The 18,315-nt window shown below is 70.4% G+C and carries 16 protein-coding genes and 1 tRNA gene; 3 read left to right on the top strand and 14 right to left on the bottom strand.

Annotated features, from left to right (window positions below):
* Positions 1 to 76: 76 nt before the first annotated feature.
* Positions 77 to 739: a response regulator gene (locus ACZ5MC_RS12790; protein ID WP_464515962.1), complete on the top strand. Its 663-nt coding sequence runs from the start codon at positions 77 to 79 to the stop codon at positions 737 to 739.
* Here the strand turns inward: ACZ5MC_RS12790 and ACZ5MC_RS12785 are convergent.
* From ACZ5MC_RS12785 to ACZ5MC_RS12730, 12 genes are all read right to left on the bottom strand, one after another.
* Positions 736 to 2,538 (bottom strand): PAS domain-containing sensor histidine kinase, encoded by a 1,803-nt coding sequence (locus tag ACZ5MC_RS12785; RefSeq protein ID WP_464515961.1) that lies wholly within the window; start codon positions 2,536 to 2,538, stop codon positions 736 to 738. The two genes, ACZ5MC_RS12790 and ACZ5MC_RS12785, sit on opposite strands and share 4 nt — an antisense overlap.
* Complete coding sequence (locus tag ACZ5MC_RS12780; protein ID WP_464515960.1) at positions 2,535 to 4,820, bottom strand: serine/threonine-protein kinase; 2,286 nt, start codon at positions 4,818 to 4,820, stop codon at positions 2,535 to 2,537. Before ACZ5MC_RS12780 ends, ACZ5MC_RS12785 begins: the two co-directional genes overlap by 4 nt.
* A 342-nt stretch (positions 4,821 to 5,162) precedes the next feature.
* Positions 5,163 to 6,053, bottom strand: coding sequence for a UbiA family prenyltransferase (locus ACZ5MC_RS12775; protein WP_306600884.1), 891 nt, complete (start codon positions 6,051 to 6,053; stop codon positions 5,163 to 5,165).
* Positions 6,053 to 6,829, bottom strand: a complete 777-nt coding sequence (locus tag ACZ5MC_RS12770; RefSeq protein ID WP_306600883.1) for a DUF116 domain-containing protein — start codon at positions 6,827 to 6,829, stop codon at positions 6,053 to 6,055. Before ACZ5MC_RS12770 ends, ACZ5MC_RS12775 begins: the two co-directional genes overlap by 1 nt.
* Positions 6,830 to 6,836: 7 nt before the next feature.
* A complete protein-coding gene (locus tag ACZ5MC_RS12765; RefSeq protein ID WP_464515959.1) occupies positions 6,837 to 8,309 on the bottom strand; it encodes an MlaD family protein in 1,473 nt (490 codons plus the stop codon).
* A complete protein-coding gene (locus ACZ5MC_RS12760; RefSeq protein WP_306600881.1) occupies positions 8,306 to 9,103 on the bottom strand; it encodes an ABC transporter ATP-binding protein in 798 nt (265 codons plus the stop codon). Before ACZ5MC_RS12760 ends, ACZ5MC_RS12765 begins: the two co-directional genes overlap by 4 nt.
* A 7-nt stretch (positions 9,104 to 9,110) precedes the next feature.
* The gene (locus tag ACZ5MC_RS12755) at positions 9,111 to 9,887 is read right to left on the bottom strand and encodes an MlaE family ABC transporter permease (RefSeq protein WP_306600880.1); all 777 of its coding nucleotides are present in this window, start codon (positions 9,885 to 9,887) and stop codon (positions 9,111 to 9,113) included.
* Positions 9,888 to 9,948: 61 nt separating this feature from the next.
* Positions 9,949 to 11,349, bottom strand: a complete 1,401-nt coding sequence (glmU, locus tag ACZ5MC_RS12750; RefSeq protein WP_464515958.1) for a bifunctional UDP-N-acetylglucosamine diphosphorylase/glucosamine-1-phosphate N-acetyltransferase GlmU — start codon at positions 11,347 to 11,349, stop codon at positions 9,949 to 9,951.
* Positions 11,350 to 11,358: 9 nt separating this feature from the next.
* A complete protein-coding gene (locus ACZ5MC_RS12745; RefSeq protein ID WP_464515957.1) occupies positions 11,359 to 13,191 on the bottom strand; it encodes a PAS domain-containing protein in 1,833 nt (610 codons plus the stop codon).
* Positions 13,188 to 14,276, bottom strand: coding sequence for a PdxA family dehydrogenase (locus ACZ5MC_RS12740; RefSeq protein WP_464515956.1), 1,089 nt, complete (start codon positions 14,274 to 14,276; stop codon positions 13,188 to 13,190). Before ACZ5MC_RS12740 ends, ACZ5MC_RS12745 begins: the two co-directional genes overlap by 4 nt.
* Positions 14,277 to 14,278: 2 nt before the next feature.
* Entirely contained in the window at positions 14,279 to 14,764 is a 486-nt protein-coding gene (locus ACZ5MC_RS12735) for an Hfq-like protein (RefSeq protein WP_306600876.1), read from the bottom strand.
* A 146-nt stretch (positions 14,765 to 14,910) separates the two neighbouring features.
* Positions 14,911 to 16,581, bottom strand: a complete 1,671-nt coding sequence (locus tag ACZ5MC_RS12730) for a two-component system sensor histidine kinase NtrB (RefSeq protein WP_306600875.1) — start codon at positions 16,579 to 16,581, stop codon at positions 14,911 to 14,913.
* Positions 16,582 to 16,658: 77 nt separating this feature from the next.
* Between ACZ5MC_RS12730 and ACZ5MC_RS12725 the strand changes: the two genes are divergently transcribed.
* Together ACZ5MC_RS12725 and ACZ5MC_RS12720 are read left to right on the top strand one after the other, a co-directional pair.
* The gene (locus ACZ5MC_RS12725) at positions 16,659 to 17,099 is read left to right on the top strand and encodes a Fur family transcriptional regulator (protein ID WP_306600874.1); all 441 of its coding nucleotides are present in this window, start codon (positions 16,659 to 16,661) and stop codon (positions 17,097 to 17,099) included.
* 36 nt (positions 17,100 to 17,135) lie between these two features.
* Positions 17,136 to 17,210: transfer RNA gene (locus tag ACZ5MC_RS12720), tRNA-Gly, on the top strand.
* Between the two features lie 105 nt (positions 17,211 to 17,315).
* On the opposite strand, the gene ACZ5MC_RS12715 is transcribed toward ACZ5MC_RS12720, so the two are convergent.
* Both ACZ5MC_RS12715 and ACZ5MC_RS12710 read right to left on the bottom strand, forming a co-directional pair.
* Positions 17,316 to 17,462, bottom strand: a complete 147-nt coding sequence (locus ACZ5MC_RS12715) for a hypothetical protein (RefSeq protein WP_306600873.1) — start codon at positions 17,460 to 17,462, stop codon at positions 17,316 to 17,318.
* A 523-nt stretch (positions 17,463 to 17,985) separates the two neighbouring features.
* The gene (locus tag ACZ5MC_RS12710; RefSeq protein ID WP_306600872.1) at positions 17,986 to 18,234 is read right to left on the bottom strand and encodes a hypothetical protein; all 249 of its coding nucleotides are present in this window, start codon (positions 18,232 to 18,234) and stop codon (positions 17,986 to 17,988) included.
* Positions 18,235 to 18,315 lie beyond the last annotated feature (81 nt).

Here is an 18,315-nt window from a genome sequence, read left to right as displayed (position 1 = left end):
AAACAATCTCCATGAATTTCGTTGCCGGCGCCTTCCCGGGTCCAGTCCACGGTCCGGGTCCACCTCGGGGGACGTGATGAATCCAAACCAGACGTGCCGGGTGATCCTCGCCGAGGACCACAACCTCCTGCGGGAGGGGCTCCGGGAACTCCTGGTCCGAATGCCCGGGGTCGAGGTGGTCGGCGAGGCCGTGGACGGCCGGGAGGCCATGCGGCTGGCTTCCGAGTTGCTGCCCGACCTGGTGCTGCTGGACCTCTCCATGCCCCGGACCAACGGCCTGGAGGCCCTCAAGGAGATCAAGCGGGTGAACCCGAGGATCAAGGTCCTGGTGCTCACCGTCAGCAAGGCCGAGGACCAGGTCTACGCGGTCCTCCAGGCCGGCGGGGATGGCTACGTGCTGAAGGACACCAGCAGCGCGGACCTCTTCGCGGCCATCCGGAGCGTGCTCGCCGGCGAGCGGTACCTGAGCCCCGCGGTGGCCACCGTGGTGGTGGGACTGTACCTGAACTCCAAGGATGGGCAGGTGGTGCGCCCGACCTACGACGTGCTTTCCGACCGCGAACGGGAGGTGCTCAAGCTGGTGGCCGAGGGCCACCGGTCCAAGGAGATCGCGGAGTTCCTCTGCATCAGCCCCAAGACCGTGGAGAAGCACCGGGCCAACCTGATGGTGAAGCTGAACGTGCACAACATCTCGGGGTTGACCGCCTACGCGATCGAGAAGGGGCTCGTCTCGGCCTAGATCGGCAGGCTGACCTTCACCGACGTCCCCCGAAGGGGCTCCGTGTCCACCTGGATGCTCCCGCCGGCGCCCTCCACCAGGCACCGCACCACCGTCAGCCCCAGGCCCCGGGCCCCGTCGCGGGTGGTGAAGTAGGGGTCGAACATCTGGTCCTTCACCCGGGGCGGGATGCCCGGGCCGTTGTCGCGCACCTCCAGCACCAGGCGCGGGGACTCCGTCCCGGCGGGTTCGGGCGCGGCCAGGAAGGTTCGCACGCGGATCTCGCCCTGGCCGTCCAGGGCCTCCCGGGCGTTGCGCAGGAGGTTCATGAGGACCGGTTCAAGGCGCCCCGGGCTGATGGGGAGGAACGGCAGGCCCGGTTCCAGGTCCCACCCCAGCGTGATGCCGGGCCCGGCGATCCCCTCGGCCCAGGGGCGGACCCGCTCCACCACGGCGTTGAGCTCCAGCAGCAGGTCCGGCGCGGGCTCGCACAGGGCGGCCCGGCCGGCCTGGTCCAGGAGGCCGGCGAGGATCCCGGCGCAGGCCTGGGCCTCCTCCAGGTGCGGCCCCCCGGCGGAGATGGCGCCCAGGTGGATGCGCAGGTTCTCCAGGGGCGTGCGCAGGGCCCGGGCGAAGTTGGAGGCCAGGGTGGTCATCCACCGGGTGCGGGACCGGGCCTCCGCCTCCAGGCGGGCCAGGCGGCCCTCCGTGATGTCCCGGAAGGCGCCTCCGCGGCGGCCCCCGGGGTCCCGGCTCAGCACCCACCCGGTGCGGATCCAGGCGCCGGCGGCGGTGCGCAGGCGCACCTCGAGCTCCGAGCCGGGACCTTCCAGCGCCGCCCGCAGTGCCGGGGCGTCCTCGGGGTGGGCCAGGGCGGCCAGGGCGTCCAGGGTCCGGGGCAGGTCCCGGTCCTCCAGGCCCAGCAGCTTCCCGGCGGCTTCCGACAGCGCCAGGACCCCGCCGGCCTCGTGCCAGAGCACCAGCCCCGCGCCCGCCGCGGCCTCCAGGAGGGGGCGCTGGGCGTTGATCACCAGTTTCAGGCGCTCGGCGCTGCGCTCGCGGTCCGTCACGTCCCGGAAGCTGAAGACCCTCCCCACGGTCTCGCCGCCCTGGCGGTAGGGCCGGCCCGCGCCTTCGATCTGGCGGTCCTCGATGGACTTCAGCAGGCCCAGGGTCTCCCGGTCGGACTGGGCGCCCAGGTGGCGCACCTCGTCCATGAACGCGCCGGGGTCCTGGAAGTGGTCCATGAGGAACTGGAGCACCTTGTCCATCTCCATGGTGGCCAGGATGTACTCCGGGATGCCGCAGAGGCTCATGAACTTGCGGTTGTAGGTGGTGATCCGGCCCGCCAGGTCCCCCACGAGGATGCCTTCGGAGGTGGCGTCGAGAATGGCCCGCAGGAGCGAACCCAGGCGCGCGTTCGCGCTCTCGGCCTCCTTGCGCATGGCGGCGTCCCGCACCTCCGCCAGGGCGCGGCGCACCATGGAGGGCAGGCGGCGCAGGTGGTCGCGGGGCACGTAGTCCGTGGCGCCTGAGCGCAGGGCCGCCAGGGCCCGCTCCTCCCCGTCGTCCCCGCACAGGAGGATCACCGGGACCCCGGGATGCAGCCGCGCGGTTTCCCGGAGGCACGCCGCGTCCTCCGGGGTGTCGAAGTCCAGGATGACCAGGTCGAAGCGGATCCCGCCCCGGAGCGCGCTAAGGAAGGCCGCGGCCCCGGCGACCCAGGTGGATTCACAGGGGATGTAGTCCCCCGCCAGGAGGGCGGCGACCGCCTTCCCGACGTCCTCCCGGGGCGTCGATTGGAGGATCCTGGCCTTCACGGGCGCCCCCTGAGCCGCGCCTCCAGGGCCCGTCCGGGGAGGGAGCCGGGGTTGAGCTGGAGGGCGGCGTTGATGAAGGTCCGGGCCTTGCGCAGGCTGGCTGCGCCGTCCTGCCCGTGGGCCGCCTCCCACTCCGCGCGCACCAGCCAGGCCTCGCAGGCGCTCTGGGAGGCCGTCCAGGAGGGGTGGTCCGTGACGGGGATCCGGGCCAGGGCCTCGCCCAGGGTGGGCCCGGGGTCCACGCCGCGGGAGGCTTCCACCCGGGCCTTGAAGATCAGGGCATCGCGGCGCAGGTCGCGGGACAGGAAGGGGCCGGGGTCGGCGACCTTCAGGCACTCCTGCAGGGCCGGACCGGGGTCCTCCCCGCGCTGGAAGGCGGCCTGGGCCTGCAGCAGGAGCACCGCCATGCGGCCCATGCGCAGGGCCCGGGTGAGCGGCTCCTTCAGGCGGGTGCCCTGGAAGATCATGGCCTCGTCCAGATCCTCCCGCGCATCGCGGCCCAGGTCCCGCAGCCTCATGACCTTGAGGATGCGCAGCCCGAGCCAGTCGTCCTGGAGCCCGGGGTCCCCGGGGTCCAGCCGGAGGGCCTGGCGGCACTGGGCCTCCAATCCGGCCAGGGCCTCCAGGGTGAGCTGGCCCTGGTCCAGCTGGAGCCCGGCCAGGCTCCTGGCCGACTCCAGGGCGGCGTGGTGGGCCAGCGCGTCGCTGGGGGCCAGGGCGATGCAGCCCTGGGCGGCCTCCAGGGCCTCGCGGTACTTCGCCTGGGCTCCGGGGAGATCCCCGCCGTCCCGGGCGGCATGGCCCAGGGCGCACAGGCTGGTGGACGCCAGAGCCACCGCCTCCACCCGCCAGGGGTTCGCCTTGGCTTCGGCCAGGCCTTCCGCGGCGGCCTTGGGGTCGTCCCGGCGCAGGCGGGCCGCGAGGGCCTGCCCGAAGGCTTCCCCCTGGCCGGTGAGGCCCCGGCCCTGGAGGAGGAGGGTTTCCAGGCGGCCGATATCGGGCGGGTCGCCCAGGCCTTCTCCCAGGGTGGCCTCGCTCCCCAGGGCATGGGCCAGGACCCGGGCGTAGGCGGGGCCCCGGCCGCCGGCGTCCCAGGCCCGCTCGGCCTCGGCCCGGGCCCGGCCGTAGTCCCTCAGCAGCAGGGCGGCCCGGGCCAGGGCCAGGTGGCCGGGACCGGCTGCGTCCCCGGCCTTCATTTCCGCCTGGAGGGTCTCCATGCGGGAGCGCGCCCGGATCAGGGCGGGCCGGAGGTCATGGAGGGGCTGGGCCCGTTCCAGCTGGAGGTCCCGCTCCATCTGCCCGATCTCCACCTCGAAACGGTGGGCCAGGAGCGCCTCCCGGGCCTGGGCGTGGCCGAGGTAGAGTCCGGTGGCCGTGCCGCCGCACAGGAGCCCGCCCGCGCCCAGGGCGTAGGGCAGGACCGCGGCCACTTTGGAGCGCGACCGGCGCCAGAGGCGGCCCAGGGGACCGGGGAGGGTGGCGTTGACCTTCTCCCCGTTCACGTGGGCCCAGAGGTCCTCCGCCAGGCTGGCCGCGGTGCCGTAGCGGAGCCCGGGGTCGGGCTGGAGGCACTTGATGAGGATGTTCTTGAGGTCCCGGTGCACCTCCCGGTTCGTGGGCAGCTCGATGGTGCGCTTCCTCCCGCCGGGCCCGCCGGCCGTGGCCAAGGAGCCGGCTGGAGGACGGCCATACACCAGGTAGTGGAGGGTCCCGCCCAGGCAGAACACGTCCGTGGCCGGTCCGATCTGGGCCCGGTCGCCCCGGAACTGCTCGGGAGCCATGTAGGCCGGGGTCCCGATGATGCCGTTGCTGGCCGTGAAGGCCGGCTCGTCCAGGGCCATGGCCAGGCCGAAGTCGCAGATGTAGGGCACCCAGCGGCCGTCCTCCCCCCGCTCCAGGAGGATGTTGGAGGGCTTGAGGTCCCGGTGGATGAGCTTGAGCCGGTGGGCCGCATGCACCCCCTCGGCCACCTGCGCCATGAGGGTGACGGCCTCCTCCGTCGCCAGGTCCGGGCGCGCCTGGTCCAGGTTGAGTCCCCTCACCAGTTGCATGGCGATCATGACGGTGCCGTCGGACACCTCCACGTCGTAGACCCGGCAGATGTTGGGGTGGGCCACCCGGGCGTGCACCTGGGCCTCGTGCATGAACCGGATCACCGCCGTGGGGTCCATGTTCCGCAGGATCTTGAGGGCCACCACGCGGCAGAGCACCACGTCCCAGCCCTCCAGCACCTCGCCCATGCCGCCCTTGCCCAGAAGCGGGCCCAGGACGTACCGGCCCATGCGGGGGCATTGGGCATCCAGCCACATGGGTTGTAGGTTCAGGACATCGTGGGCCATGGACAATCTGATGAGCTTGTCATTGCCCTAGTATGCTGTGACAGAGACTCAGTGCCAATAGGGTTGTGGACACAGGCATCCATGCCGAATGCCAACGCATGAATGCATCAGGCCCTTCCGGAAAAGATTACTCGCGCCGAGGCACCCGGCAAAAAGCCTGACGCGCGCCGAGGGGACCGAGGATCGCCGAAGGAAATGCCCAAAAGCCTTTTGCAGATCAGCACATTCGGATGGATGGGGGTGGCTGGGGGGATACAAAATTTCCAACGAATGGGGAAAAGGAAGTCACCGCGGCCAGAGCAGAAGCAGAATGCTTACATCGGTAATGGCCCAGGCGGTCAGGCACCGGTACATTCCCGCTTCATGCTGTGCGTTGGTGAACGTCCGCCATTTCGCCCACCAGGGGAGGAGCACGCCCAGCCAGGCACCCAGTGAAATAAGCATCGGCAAGGGGCTCCGGCCGGACTGCAGGGCGGCCCAGGCGAACCACAGGTGCGCGGCGGCGGCCAGGCCCGCGGCGAAGCCCAGGCTGGGACCCTCGCCCAGGACGATGGCCAGGGTGCGGTCGCCCCGGGCGCGGTCCTCGGCGATCTGGTAGAGCTGGGTGGCGGGGTACAGGGCCCCGAAGAGGAACGCGAAGCCGATGACCACGCTCCGCATGCCGGGGGTGACGGGCAGGCCCGTGAGGCCCCAGCCGGCCAGGGGGGCCAGGGCGCCGAAGCCGAGGCAGTTGATCACCAGGTCCCAGCCGGCCCGGGCCTTGAGGCGCGCGGGGGGGACCGAGTAGAGGACGGACATCGCCACGCAGGCGGCGTTGCTCCAGGCGAAGACCGGCGGCAGCAGGAAGCCCAGGAGGAGCGAAAGGGCCAGCATCGCGGCCGACATGTGCAGCAGGTACCGGGGCGGCTTGGGCGGGGCCTTCAGGTAGCCGATGTCCCCCTCGTCCTTGTCGAAGGCGCTGTTGATGGCCAGGGTGCCGCCGTTGAGCAGCGCCACGAAGACCACCCAGCCCAGCAGGGCGGGCTTCAAGGGGGTGCGCCAGCCCGTGGCCAGCAGCGCCCCCAGGAGGAAGTGGGCCGACATGATGGGCCACTCCATGGGGCGCAGGTGGAGGAGGTACGCGGTGGCCTCGGGCCCCGCGATCCGCTCGAAGGCGCTGCGGACGGGATAGGCCACTAGGCGATGCCCTCCCGGCGGAAGGGGACGACCCGCTCGGCCTCCCTGGGCTCCACGAGGTTTTCCATGGCGGCCAGGAGGTGGGGGACGGAGAAGGTGGTGTCCACGCACATGCGGTGGGGCAGCTGCAGGGGGATGACGTAGCAGGGCACCTCGGGGAGCTTCACCAGCCCCTTGAAGAGCCGGTCCGTGCAGCTCACGGCGACGATGAGGTCGGGACGGTACTCCCGGGCCTCGCGGTAGGCCTTGTGGCTGCGGTTGGAGATGCGGGTCTCCCAGCCCAGGTTCAGCTTCATGGGCAGGAAGTCGCCCACGGGGCACAGGCCGCACTCGTAGCAGCTCGTCAGGTCCGTGAGCACGTCGGCCTTGCAGCGGGCCATCTGGATGCAGTGGGGCAGGAGCACCAGGGCCTTCCTGGCCTTGGCGTCGCGGAAGAGGCCGCGCACCTTGTGGTTGTTCCAGGCGCAGAAGGAGAGGATCCAGGCGTCCTCCATCCCCAGGCGGCGGAAGAGGGGGCGCAGGGCCCACACCCAGCCGGCATCCCAGCGCTGGATGGCGGTGCGGGCCCGGGCGTAGGCCCGGCCGGTCTTGAAGGTGGGCCACACCTCGCCCAGGCAGCCCATGGCCCCGAGGATGAGCCAGCCACGCGGCCAACCGAGGCGGGCGGGCTCGATGACCGCCAGCGCCATGAGCACCGCGGCCAGGGCCAGGGGCACGCCCCGGCGCACGGCGATGAACAGCCGGGTGCTTTCCAGGGGCAGGGGGCGCTGCGTCATCCCGCCATTATTTACCAACGCTGGCCAGCCCCACAAGCTTTTTGAGGTCCTCGTCCTTCCAGCGGATGCCGCCGCCCACGAAGAAGGTGCGCAGGTCGGAATTGGCGATGTCCTGGAGGCCGGCCATGGCGTAGAACCCCTTGTAGAACTGGTAGCTCGTGCTCAGGCGGTAGCGGGGGTTGGGCTTGTCGGCGCGCTTGGTGAAGTCGTAGGCGACGCCGCCGAAGCGGAAGCGGTCGTTGAAGGCCCGGAACTCCGCGCCCACGCCGCCCTTGCCCTCGACGAGGCCGGCGGTGAAGACGTAGTTCTCGGCCAGGCGCTTGGCGAACTGGGCCGAGACGGTGAAGGCCTGGTCGACGTTGATGGTCCGCTCGGAGACCGAGACCTGGGTGGGCAGGCCCGTCTTCGGGTCGACGATGGTGGCGGTGTGGGTGGAATCGGAGATCTTGCCGTCGGGGGTGGAGGAGAGCTCGAGCGCGTACCAGTGGTCGCGGGCGGGAACGATGTCGATGCCGATGCCCACCTTGGAGTCGCCGCGCTTGGTCCAGCGGGCCGCGTTCAGGTCCAGGTTCAGGTCCATGGACTTCCAGCCGCCCAGCATGGAGTTGACGTTGTCCACGGCGAGGTTGATCTTCTGCACGGTGGTCTCGTCGTTGAGCAGCTTGCCGATGGTGCCTTCGCCCCGGTTCATCTTTCCGGTGATCTGGTTGACGTTGTCGACGGTCACGTGGAGGTCGGCGGAGAGCTTGTGGACGTCCTTCAGGATGCCGTTGAGCTCGGGCCGGCCGTCGTTGACCATGGCGTTGAGGTTCTTTCCGAGGTCCTCGAACTGCTGGGCCAGCCTGGGCAGGCGCTCCCTCAGCTCGGAACTCATCTGCTGCACGTTGGCCATGGTGGCGTTGATGGCGCCGTGGTTCTCCTGGCTCATGGCCCGGAATTCGGCGGTGAGCACGCGGATGTTGTCCACGATCTCGTCCAGCTTCATGCGGCCCTCCTCGCCGCCGATGCTCTTGTTCAGGGCGCCCGTGATGCTCTTGACGTCCAGGCTGATGGAGCCGATGGACTCCATGATCGTGTCCATGCCCATGCCGGCCTTGCTGGGGATGGTGCCGTCGGTGGGCAGGGCCCCGGCCTCGGGGTGCCCGGGGTCCAGTTCGATGTACTTCTCGCCCAGGATGCCGATGGAGCTCAGCGATGCTGACGCGTCCTTGTAGAGCTTGAACTCGTGGGGCAGGGAGAGGACGACCCTGGCGGTCTTGCCCTGGAGCTCGATGGTGGTCACGGCGCCCACCGGCACGCCGGCGACCCGCACCTTGCTCTGCAGGCTCAGGCCGGCCACCTGGGCGAAGGACGTGGCGATGTGGTTCTGCCCGTTGCCGGCGAAGAGCTCGAGCTTCTCCATGCGTAGTATCAGGATGCCCAGGACGCCTATGCTCGCGACGAAGAACGCTCCGACTTTCGTTTCAAGTTTCATGCTCATGGGTGGGCCTCGGACGGGGAAGGCTTCTTGGAGGGCGGCGGCGGGTCCTGGAGGAAGGGACCGTCGGCGTCGCCCCGGAGGAACTGCTGGATGACCTCGTTGGGGTTCACCTTGAAGTCGTCGGGCTTCTGGACCGCAAGGCATTGGCCCCGGAAGAGCAGGGCGATGCGGTCGGCGATGGCGAACGCGCTCTTGAGGTCGTGGGTGATGGTGATGCTGGTGACGCCCAGTTCCCGCTTGAGGTCCATGATGATCCGGCCGATCACGTCGGTCATCACCGGGTCCAGGCCCGTGGTGGGCTCGTCGAAGAGGAGGATCTTGGGCTTGAGGGCGATGGCCCGGGCGAAGCCCACGCGGCGCTTCATGCCGCCCGAGAGCTCCGAGGGGCGCAGCTTGTTGGTGCCCTTGAGGCCCACGAGGTTCAGGCACTCGTCCACGCGGTCCAGCACTTCGCCCCTGGTCATCCTCGTGTGGCGCTTCAGGGCGAAGCCGACGTTCTCCTCCACCGACATGGAATCGAAGAGCGCGGCCATCTGGAAGCACATCCCGATCTCCTTGCGCGCCTCGAAGAGCTGGTCCCGGGTCATGTCCTGGATGACCTTGTCCGAGATGGCCACGTGGCCGGAGTCGGGCTTCAGGAGGCCCATGATGCAGCGCAGGAGCACGGTCTTGCCGGTGCCGGAGCCGCCCAGGATGACCAGGCTCTCGCCCTCCTCCACCGCCAGGTTGACGTCGGCGAGGACCACGAGCTTGCCGAAGGCTTTCGAAAGATGGGAGACGTCGATGACAGGCACGGTTCGCTCAGACGAGGAGGAGCTTGGTGAGGAAGAAGTCGGTGACCAGGATCCAGAGGCTGGAGGTCACCACGCTGGAGGTGGGCGCGTTGCCCACGCCCTCGGCCCCGCCCCGGGTGCGGTAGCCCCGCCAGCACCCCACCATGGAGATGATCAGGCCGAACGACAGCCCCTTGATGAGGGCGATGATGAGATCCCTGCCCTTGATGAGCTTGAAGAAGTCCTGGCTGTAGACGAAGGCGCTCTGGCCCTGCACCCACACCAGCAGGACGTAGCCGCCCAGGTAGCCCACGTAGATGGCCAGGCCCGTGAGCAGCGGGAGCATAACGAGGCTCGCAAGCACCCGCGGCACGAAGAGGTAGTGCACGGGGTCCGTCGCAAGGCATTCCAGGGCGTCGATCTGCTCGGTGACCTGCATCGTGCCCAGCTCGGCGGCCATGGCCGAGCCCACGCGTCCGGCCATCATGAGCCCGGTGATCACCGGGGCCAGCTCCCGCACCACCGCGAGGCCCTCGACCTGCCCGGCCAGGCCCTCGGCCTGGAACTGCTTGAACCCGAAGGAGAGCTGGACGGCGAACACCATGCTCACGGCCACGGAGGTGAGCACCACCACCGGCACGGAGTTCACGCCCACGGCCTGGAGCTGGTAGAGGAAATTGGGTCCGTCGAAGGGCTTGCGGAAGAACCCCGCGAAGGTCCGGAGGCCCAGGGTCACGAGGTCGCCCACGTCCCCGAGGATCTCGATGATCTTCGCGCCGATCTGTTCAAGGAGCCTGCTGATCATTCGGTACCTGGGAGGGGGTGGGGGGGGTGGGAGGAGCCTTGGTCACTTGTACAACTGTAGCCTAACGCTTCATTCCTTGCTTGATCGCCTTCAGCCGGGCCCTGAGGCGGCTGGCCCCCCCCTCGCGCACGGTCAGCGGGGCCCGCGTCAGGGCGATGGCGTCCGCGGGCACGTCCTGCGTAAGCGTGGAGCCCGCCCCGATGAGGCAGCCGTCCCCGAGGGTGATGGGGGCCACCAGCTGGCAGTCCGAGCCCACGAAGACGTCCTTGCCGATGACGGTGCGGTGCTTGTTGACGCCGTCGTAGTTGCAGGTGATGAGACCGGCGCCGATGTTGGTGCGCTCGCCCACCTCGCAGTCGCCGAGGTAGCTCAGGTGGTTGGCCTTGGAGCCCTCATGCATATGGGTCTTCTTGGTCTCGACGAAGTTGCCCATGTGCACGCCCCGGTCCAGCACCGTGCCTTCCCGCAGGTGCGCGAAGGGCCCCAGCATGGCGCCCGGGCCCACCTGCGACAGGTTGATGACGCAGTAGGGGCGCACCTCGACGCCTTCGGCGAGGGTGCTGTCGGTGATGACGCAGCCCTGGCCCACCTGGGAGCCGGCGCCCACCGCGACCGCGCCTTCAAGGCGCGCGCCGGGCGCCAGGAGGACGTCCTGGCCCAGCTCCACCCGGGGACCCACCAGGGTCGCGGCGGGATCCAGGAAGGTCACGCCCGCCTCCATCCAGGCGCGGTTCACCCGCTCCTGGGCGAAGCGCTGGAGCGCGGCCTGGTCGACGCGGGAGTTCATGCCCATCATCTCGGCGGGCTCGCAGAGGTCCACGGCCACCCGCACCCTGGAGGCCACGTCCACGACGGCGTCGGTGAGGTAGTACTCGCCCTGGGCGTTGGCGTTGGTGAGCCGGCCGAGGGCCTCCCGCAGGGGCGCCCAGGGCAGCGCGTAGGCGCCGCCGTTGACCCGGCGGATGGCCCGCACGGCCTCGGAGGCGTCCTTGTGCTCGACGATGGCCCGCAGGGCGCCGTCCGCCTCCACCACGCGGCCGTAGCCCGCGGGGTCGTCCATGTCCATGGCCAGGACGGAGGCCTCGGCGCGGGTGAGGGCCGCGACGGTCTCCCGGCGGATGAGGGGCACGTCGCCGCAGAGGATCACCACCCGCTCGGCGCCGAGGCGGTCCAGTTCGGGAATGGCCCGGGCCACGGCGTGCCCGGTGCCCAGGGGTTCGCCCTGGTCCACGGTGGTCGCGGGGCAGGGCAGGAGGCCCGCGGCGGCCCAGGAGGCCAGGGCCGCCTCCACCTGCTCCCTGCCGTGGTGGACCACCACCACGGCGTGGCGCACCTCCTCCGGAAGGGCGCGCAGCACCCAGAGCAGGGACGGGTCGCCGAGGATGGGGTGGAGCACCTTGGGCAGGGCGGACTTCATGCGCTTGCCGAGGCCGGCGGCGAGAACGAGGGCGATGGTCGGCATGGGATGCTCCTACTGCAACAGGGCCAGGATACAAGGAATGAAATCAGGCCCGGGAAACGGCTTCTCCAGGAGCGCGAGGCGCCTGGGGGCGCGCCCGCCCTGGGGCAGGGGGCGGCCGTCGTCCAGGAGGAGGGCGGGGAGGTCCCGGCCGCCCAGGCCGCACAGGCGGCTCTGCCAGCGCTCCAGGGCGCGGGTGCGCTCCAGGACCAGGACGTCGGGGGGTGCGTGGCGATGCGACGCCTCCAGGAGGGCCCGCAGGTCCCCGAAGGGCGCCGGGGCGCCGCCGGCCTCGGCCACGGCGGCGGCGAGCTCCTTGCGCACGGCGGGGTCCTGGTGGACGATCCCGATCCGCCGGCCTTCGAGGAGCCCGGGGGCCGCCTCGGCCTCCGCGGGCAGGCACGGCAGGAGCACGCGGGGCGTCAGGAAGCCGCGGTCGTCCTGGTTCACCTCCAGGATGCCGGAGCACTCCTGCACGGTCTTGTGCAGCCAGCTGAGGCCCAGGAAGTCCCCCTCCCAGTCCGCGCCCGGGCCGGCCAGCTCGAGCTCGAGGCGCGCCCAGGGGCGCCCGGCGAGGGTCATGGCCGAAAGGGACAGGGTGACCACGCCTTCGCGCAGGCCCTGGCGGCCGTGGAGGAGCATCTGGGTGGCGGCGCGGCGCAGGGGCTCCTCCTCCAGCAGGAGGGTGACCGGTTCGATGCGCAGCGCGGCGGTGATCCCCTCGGGGAGCATCAGCCGGAGGCGGGGCAGCATGGCCTCCAGGGCCGGAACGGCGGGGAGGCGGTGGGGCGCGGCGTGGCGTGGCGGGGGGGCCGGGGGGTAGAGCGGAACGACGCCGTCGCCCCGCAGGGCGAGGGTGCCCGGGCCGGTGTCGGCGATCCACACCAGGGCCATGTTCCGGTCGAAGGCCACCGCCTCCAGCCGAACGGTCTGGAAGCCCGAGTCGCGCCGCACCAGGGTGGCCATGGCCCGGCCCCGGGAGTCCTGGAGGAGCTCGGCGCGCAGGCTGTCCCACGTGGGCGCCTCCTGGCCCTGGAAGAGGTCCTGGACCAGGAATCCCTTCATCTGGTAGCGCGGCAGCCCCACCAGGCGGCTGAAGGCCGTGTTGGTCTCCAGGAGCATGCCCTTCTCGTTGACCAGGAACATGGGCTGGCGGGCCTCGATGGCATAGGCGAGGGTGGGCCCCTCGGGGGGGCGGTCCCCCTCCAGGGCCGAGAGGGCCGTGCGGAAGCCGTCGCCCCGCCCTTCCACCCAGATGCCCTGGTCCCTGAGCCAGGCCAGCTGATGGAGCGCCACGAGCCCCAGCAGGACGCCCGCGAGCAGCGACGCGGCCCAGGAGAGCGGCGGGGTCCCCAGGGTGAACACGTGGTAGATGGCCGTGGCCGTCAGGAACGCGGCGCCGCCCGCCGCGGGCATTCGGATGGCAAGCCACCGGCCCTTCGTGAGGCGGTACCCCAGGTCCGAGAGCAGCAGCCAGAGGCTCCCTTCCAGCATGGCGGTGCCCCAGAAGGCCAGCACGCTGCGCATGTCCATGCCCAGGGTCGTGCCCAGGAGCCAGGCGAAGAAGGTCGCCCCGCCCACCCCCACCGCCAGGCGCCGCACGCCGTTGCGGCCGTCGCGGTTGGCCTGCAGGAAGAAGGTGAAGCCCAGCAGGGCTCCGCCCAGGTGGGCCGAAGGCAGGCCCCGCGTGCCCAGGGCGGGCCAGGGGATGGCGAGGATGGCCAGGATTCCGCCCAGGAAGTAGCCGTAGCTAAGCCCGACGCGCCCCTTCCACCGGAAGGTGAGGAAGCCCACCCAGGGCGGGACCGCCAGCAGGAGCGCCAGGAGCAGGTCCTGGCTCCTCACGCGTCCCCCCTGGCGCGGCGCGCCAGCCTTGCCGCAAGGGAGGCTGCCTGCAGGAAGTTCGCGGGGTCCGCCTGCCAGAGGCCGGCGATGCCGAAGGCGGTGCCGTGGTCGGGTGAGGTGCGCACGTAGGGCAGGCCCAGGGTGAGGTTCACCGCCGTCTCCGGCTCCAGGACCTTGATGGGGATCAGGCCCTGGTCGTGGTAGAGCGCGACCACCAGGTCGAACTCGCCGCGCCAGGCCCGCAGGAAGACGGTGTCGGCGGGGTGGGGTCCGGAGAACGACAGGGTGTCCCCCGTCCGGGCGGGGCGTCCCGGATAGAGCTCCCAGCCCGCGGGGGCCGGGCCCGGCGGGAAGGGGGAGGGCAGGCCGGACCAGGCGCCCGCACCGCAGGCGGCTTCCGCGCGGGCCAGGGCGCGCACGAGGAGCTCCTCCTCGTGGCCGAAGGCGCCGCCTTCGCCGGCATGGGGGTTCAGGGCGCACAGGGCGATCCGCAGGTTGGGGCGGCCCGCGAGCTGCGCGAAGCGGTCCGCGGCGAACGACAGGGTCTCGGCCACCGCGGCTTCGTCGAGCTCCTCGATCACCGAGCGCAGGCTCTGGTGCACGGTGTGGAGGACGACGCACAGGCCCGGGCTCGCGAAGGCCATGCGCGTGATGGGCGAGCCCGCGAGCGCCTGGAGGAACTCCGTGTGCCCGGGGATGGCGAAGCCCGCCGCGTGGGCGGCGGCCTTGGAGAGCGGCAGGGTCACCAGGGCGTCGCCGAGGCCGGCCTGCACCCGCAGGGCGCCGGCCCGCACCCCCTCCACCGCCGCGAGGCCCGAGGCCGCGCCGCCCCGGCCCAGGGTGAGGTCGCCCGGCATGATCTGCGGCGTGGGGTCGATCCAGGGGATGCGGCAGCCGCCGGTGACCAGGTGGTCCCCATCCCAGGCGAAGGGCACGGGGCCGCCCGCGAGCAGGTCCACGCCGGCGCGGGCGCCGGCCACCACGACGGAGGCGCCCGAGGCCAGCTCCGGGAGGGTGCGGAGCAGGAGCTCAGGGCCGATCCCACAGGGATCTCCAAGCGTGACCACGATGCGGGGCAGGGGCATGATCAGTCGTAGAGGGGCAGTTCCACATCGGGGGAGGACGCGTCGTCCTTCTTGCCCCCCCGGCTGCGGCGGATGCGGGGCTCCTCGTCCGCCTTGTAGAGGTACTTGATGTTGTGCTTGGGGACGACCACGTTGGGTTCCTTGACGCGGTTGATCTTCAGGCAGTGCTTGTCGTACCACTCGATGACGCCGCGGAGCTTCTCGTCGTCCTGGAGCACGATCACCATGGGCGTCTTGGCCTGCATCTGCTTGAGGTAGTAGAAGCTCTCGGCGTTGGTCTGCTCGGGGGGCGCGATCTTGCGACGGGGGCTGCTGGTGCCCTGGGGCAGGCTGGCCGCGTCGGGGTTGGGCCCGCCGCTTCCGGCGATGACGGCCTCCGCCGGGGGCTTGACCACCGTGGGCGCATCGGCCGGGGTCGCGGCCTTGGGGGTCCGCCCGATTTTTTCCTTGATGGCGGTCAGGTTGGGGCGTATGAGCTTGCGATTCATCGTGAATCCTGAAAACACTTAAAAGGCAAGGGTTGGTTGATCCTCTTGAGGAATTCCCCTACCCCGGGACCGACGTCAAAAAGTAATGGCAATGTCCCACCTTCCAGGGGAATTGGCAAGGTTTTCCGGCCCCTTCCGACAAATCATTACTGATATTTCGCGACCGGGGAAAAGGTTCCCGGAGCCAGCGGAATTTTCAAGGTCACCGTGGTGCCCGCGCCCACCTCGCTCTCCACCTGGATGGCCCACCCCATCTGCTGGACGAACTGGAATACCAGGCTCATGCCCAGCCCCGTCCCCTCCTCGAAACCGCTTGAGAAAGGCATGAAAATCGTCCGGCGGCGCTCCTCCGGCATGCCGCAGCCATTGTCGGTCACGGTGGCGCTCACGAAGGTCCCCTGGATGCGGAACCCCACGCGGATGGCGGGCGCCGGCTCGTCCCGCACGGCCTTGCGGGCGTTGCTCAGGAGGTTGATGAAGACCTGGTGCACCCAGGCGGGATCGCCCAGCACCATGGCGGGGGGCGGCTCCTCCACCTCCAGGGCGAGGCCCGCGGTGCGGGGGTCGGTCTCCCAGCTGGCCTTGAGCTCGTCGGCCACGCCGCCCAGGGCGATGGGCTGGATGCGCACCGGCCGGGGCCGGGTGAAGTCCAGGAAGTCCGTCACGATGGTGCTCACGCGCTCGGACTCGCGCAGGAGGATGGTGAGCACCCGCTCGGTCATGGCCCGGGGCGGCTCGCCCTGCTTGAGGAGCTGGACGCAGCCGAGGATCGAGGCCAGGGGGTTGCGCAGCTCGTGGGCCATCTCGCTGGAGAGCTCGCCCACGGTGGCCATGCGCTCGGAGATGCGCGTGCGTTCCTCCAGGGCCTTGATGTCGGTGAGGTCCTGGAAGACCAGGAGGTGCCCGGTGGGCTCGCCCTCGAAGCCCAGCAGCGGGGCCAGGTTGCCGCCCACGATGCGCCGGTCGCCGTCGGCGGCCTGGAAGCTGATCTCGAAGCGCTGCTCCTTGACCTGGTGGCCGAGGTCCTGCAGGTCCCCGAACCCGAAGGGCCCGATGGGCGATCCCGGCACGAGGCTGGAATGGAGGATCTTCTCCGCGGCCGGATTGGCCGACGTGATCCGGCCCTGCAGGTCGGCGGTGATCAGTCCCGAGAACATGGAGTCGAAGACCCTCCGGTACAGCGCGCTCAGCTCGTCCACCGCCGCCTCGCTGCGGCTCAGGTCGGTGCGCAGCCCCTCCATGTGGCTGCGGATCACCACCACCACCAGGGTCGCGCCGAAGATCTGCAGGGACGCGAACCCCAGCAGGTAGGCCAGCTGGTACGGTTCCACCCCGATGGGCCCGGAGTGGCCGAAGGGCGGCAGCGTCCCGGAGGTGAACAGCATGACGCAGGCGATGTGGGCCGCGGAGCTGAGCAGGCCCACCGCCACGATCTCGGAGATGTGCAGGTAGAAGGCCGAGGCCAGCACCGGGAAGATGTAGATGGTGGCGAGCCGCTCCTGGTCCACCCCGTGGAAGGCGATGATGAGGGTGACCAGCGCCAGGTCGAGGATCAGGTTGATGCGGATCCACGCGGGCGCCGGCGTGGCGAAGGGGGCGCCGCTGCGGGTGTGGCTGCGCGCCGCCTCCCAGACGCTTTCCAGGAACAGGGCGCCCAGCAGGGCCAGGTAGAGGCCCTCCGCCGGGGCCGGGCCCTCCCAGGGCAGGGCCAGGTGGAGCACGGCCAGGCCGAAGGAGGCCGCCAGCCTGAAGGCCAAGGGCAGGAAGGGCGGCGCGGTATCCCTTGCCGCTTTCGGGACCGTCTCCTGGGGCGTCATGGGGTAAGGATGCCTCCCCCGGCGGGTTTTTCAGAGAAAAATGTCTCAGGGAACGCCTTTTTTGGCATTCTGGGACCATGTCCCACGCCGAGCATGCCCATCCCCAGACCCCCTCCCTGAGGGCCGCAGGCATGCGCCAGACTCCGCAGCGGGAGGCCATCCTCAAGGTCCTGCAGACTTCCGACCGCCCCCTGACGGTGGAGGAGATCTGGGAGCGCCTCGAGAAGGGCCGTTCGGGCGTGCCCACCGTGTACCGGAATTTGGAGCGCTTCGTGACCGAAGGCTGGGCGGAGAGCCTCCAGGGGCAGGACCAGGTGATGCGCTTCGTCCTGTGCCGCTCCTCCTCCCACCACCACCACCTTTCCTGCGAGTCATGCGGCCGGACGGTGGAGGTGGACGCATGCGGCATCGAATCCAGTCTCGCCGGCATGGAAAAGATGAGCGGGTACCGCATAACCCGCCACCAACTCAGCCTCTTCGGCATCTGCCCCGCCTGCAGCGGAGCAAATCAGGGTTGACGTTCCGGCCGAATGTGGTAGTCTTGAATCTCCCCCGCGGGTGTAACTCAGTGGTAGAGTGCAACCTTGCCAAGGTTGAAGTCGAGGGTTCAAATCCCTTCACCCGCTCCAAAAAACAAGGCCTCTTCGGAGGCCTTGTTTTTTGCCATGACCACGACGGATCCGGGCGCCTTCACGATGCAGGGCTTTGATCCCCTTTGGAGGCCCTGTACCGTTTCAAGGCCGGTCGTAGCTCTTCGGGGGGGGGGTGGATTCCCGGGGCACGGGCCGATGGGCGCCGCCCAGGTCGATGCACTGGGGGCAGACGCTTACGCGGTACTTGACGTGGTATTCCCTGCGCTCCCGCATCCAGAACGGGTTCACGAAGATCCTTCGACAGCCTGTGCATTGGACAGTGTGCGGCGAGGTACGCGACATGACGTCTCCTCCTACCCAACCTGCGGTGTCCCCCCAATTTAGGCGAAATGGTCAGCGGCGCGAGGCCCGGGCGGGAAAAATCCTCAGGTCGAGGAAGCTGATCCGGACGGAACCGCGCGCGCGGCCGTCGGGCCTGATCCGCTCCCCGCAGGTCACGGCCCGGCGGTTGGCGGCCACGCCGGCGAGGGACCCGTCCCCGCGCGGGAGGCGCCCCCTGGGGGCCGGCCGGAGGCCAGGGTCGCCTGGACCGCTTTGCAGGCTTCCCTAAGATCATCGGGAGGGATGAAGGCCTGGACCCGCTTGCCGATGAGGCTGGCGGGCGTCCTCCGGATTCGCAACCACGAAGGGTCCCTCCCGGTGCATGAGGAAGCCCACCGGACGCTCCTCCGCCACGGTTCGGAAGGGCTGCCCGCTTTCGGCCGGCTCCCGCTGCCGGGGGGGCACGACCACGAACCATGGGTGGTTTCCATCACCGCTCCGAGGCCCGGAACTCACGTTCGGCGCGCACCCGCAAGGTGAGGCGGACTTCAGCTCCATCCAGCCTGTGGGCGGGCCCGCACAGCCACCCGGCATGCCCGGCGGCTGTCGCCTGCCGCCAGGATTCCACCACCCCGGCGCCACGGCAGGCCGGACAGCGGCCCGAGAGGTGCCGGTCCCCCTCGGGAAACCGGAGGAACCCCATTCCTCCGCAGAGGTTGCATGCATCCAGGACGGCCACGGGACCTCCTTGGAGGCGGGGGGATGTCCCAATATACGGTCCTTCCGGCGCCCCCGCCCACCCCTGGGGACGGGATTGCGA

It is taken from the genome of Mesoterricola sp. JemC181, from assembly GCF_055384585.1.
This window is presented reverse-complemented; position numbering and strand designations above follow the sequence as displayed.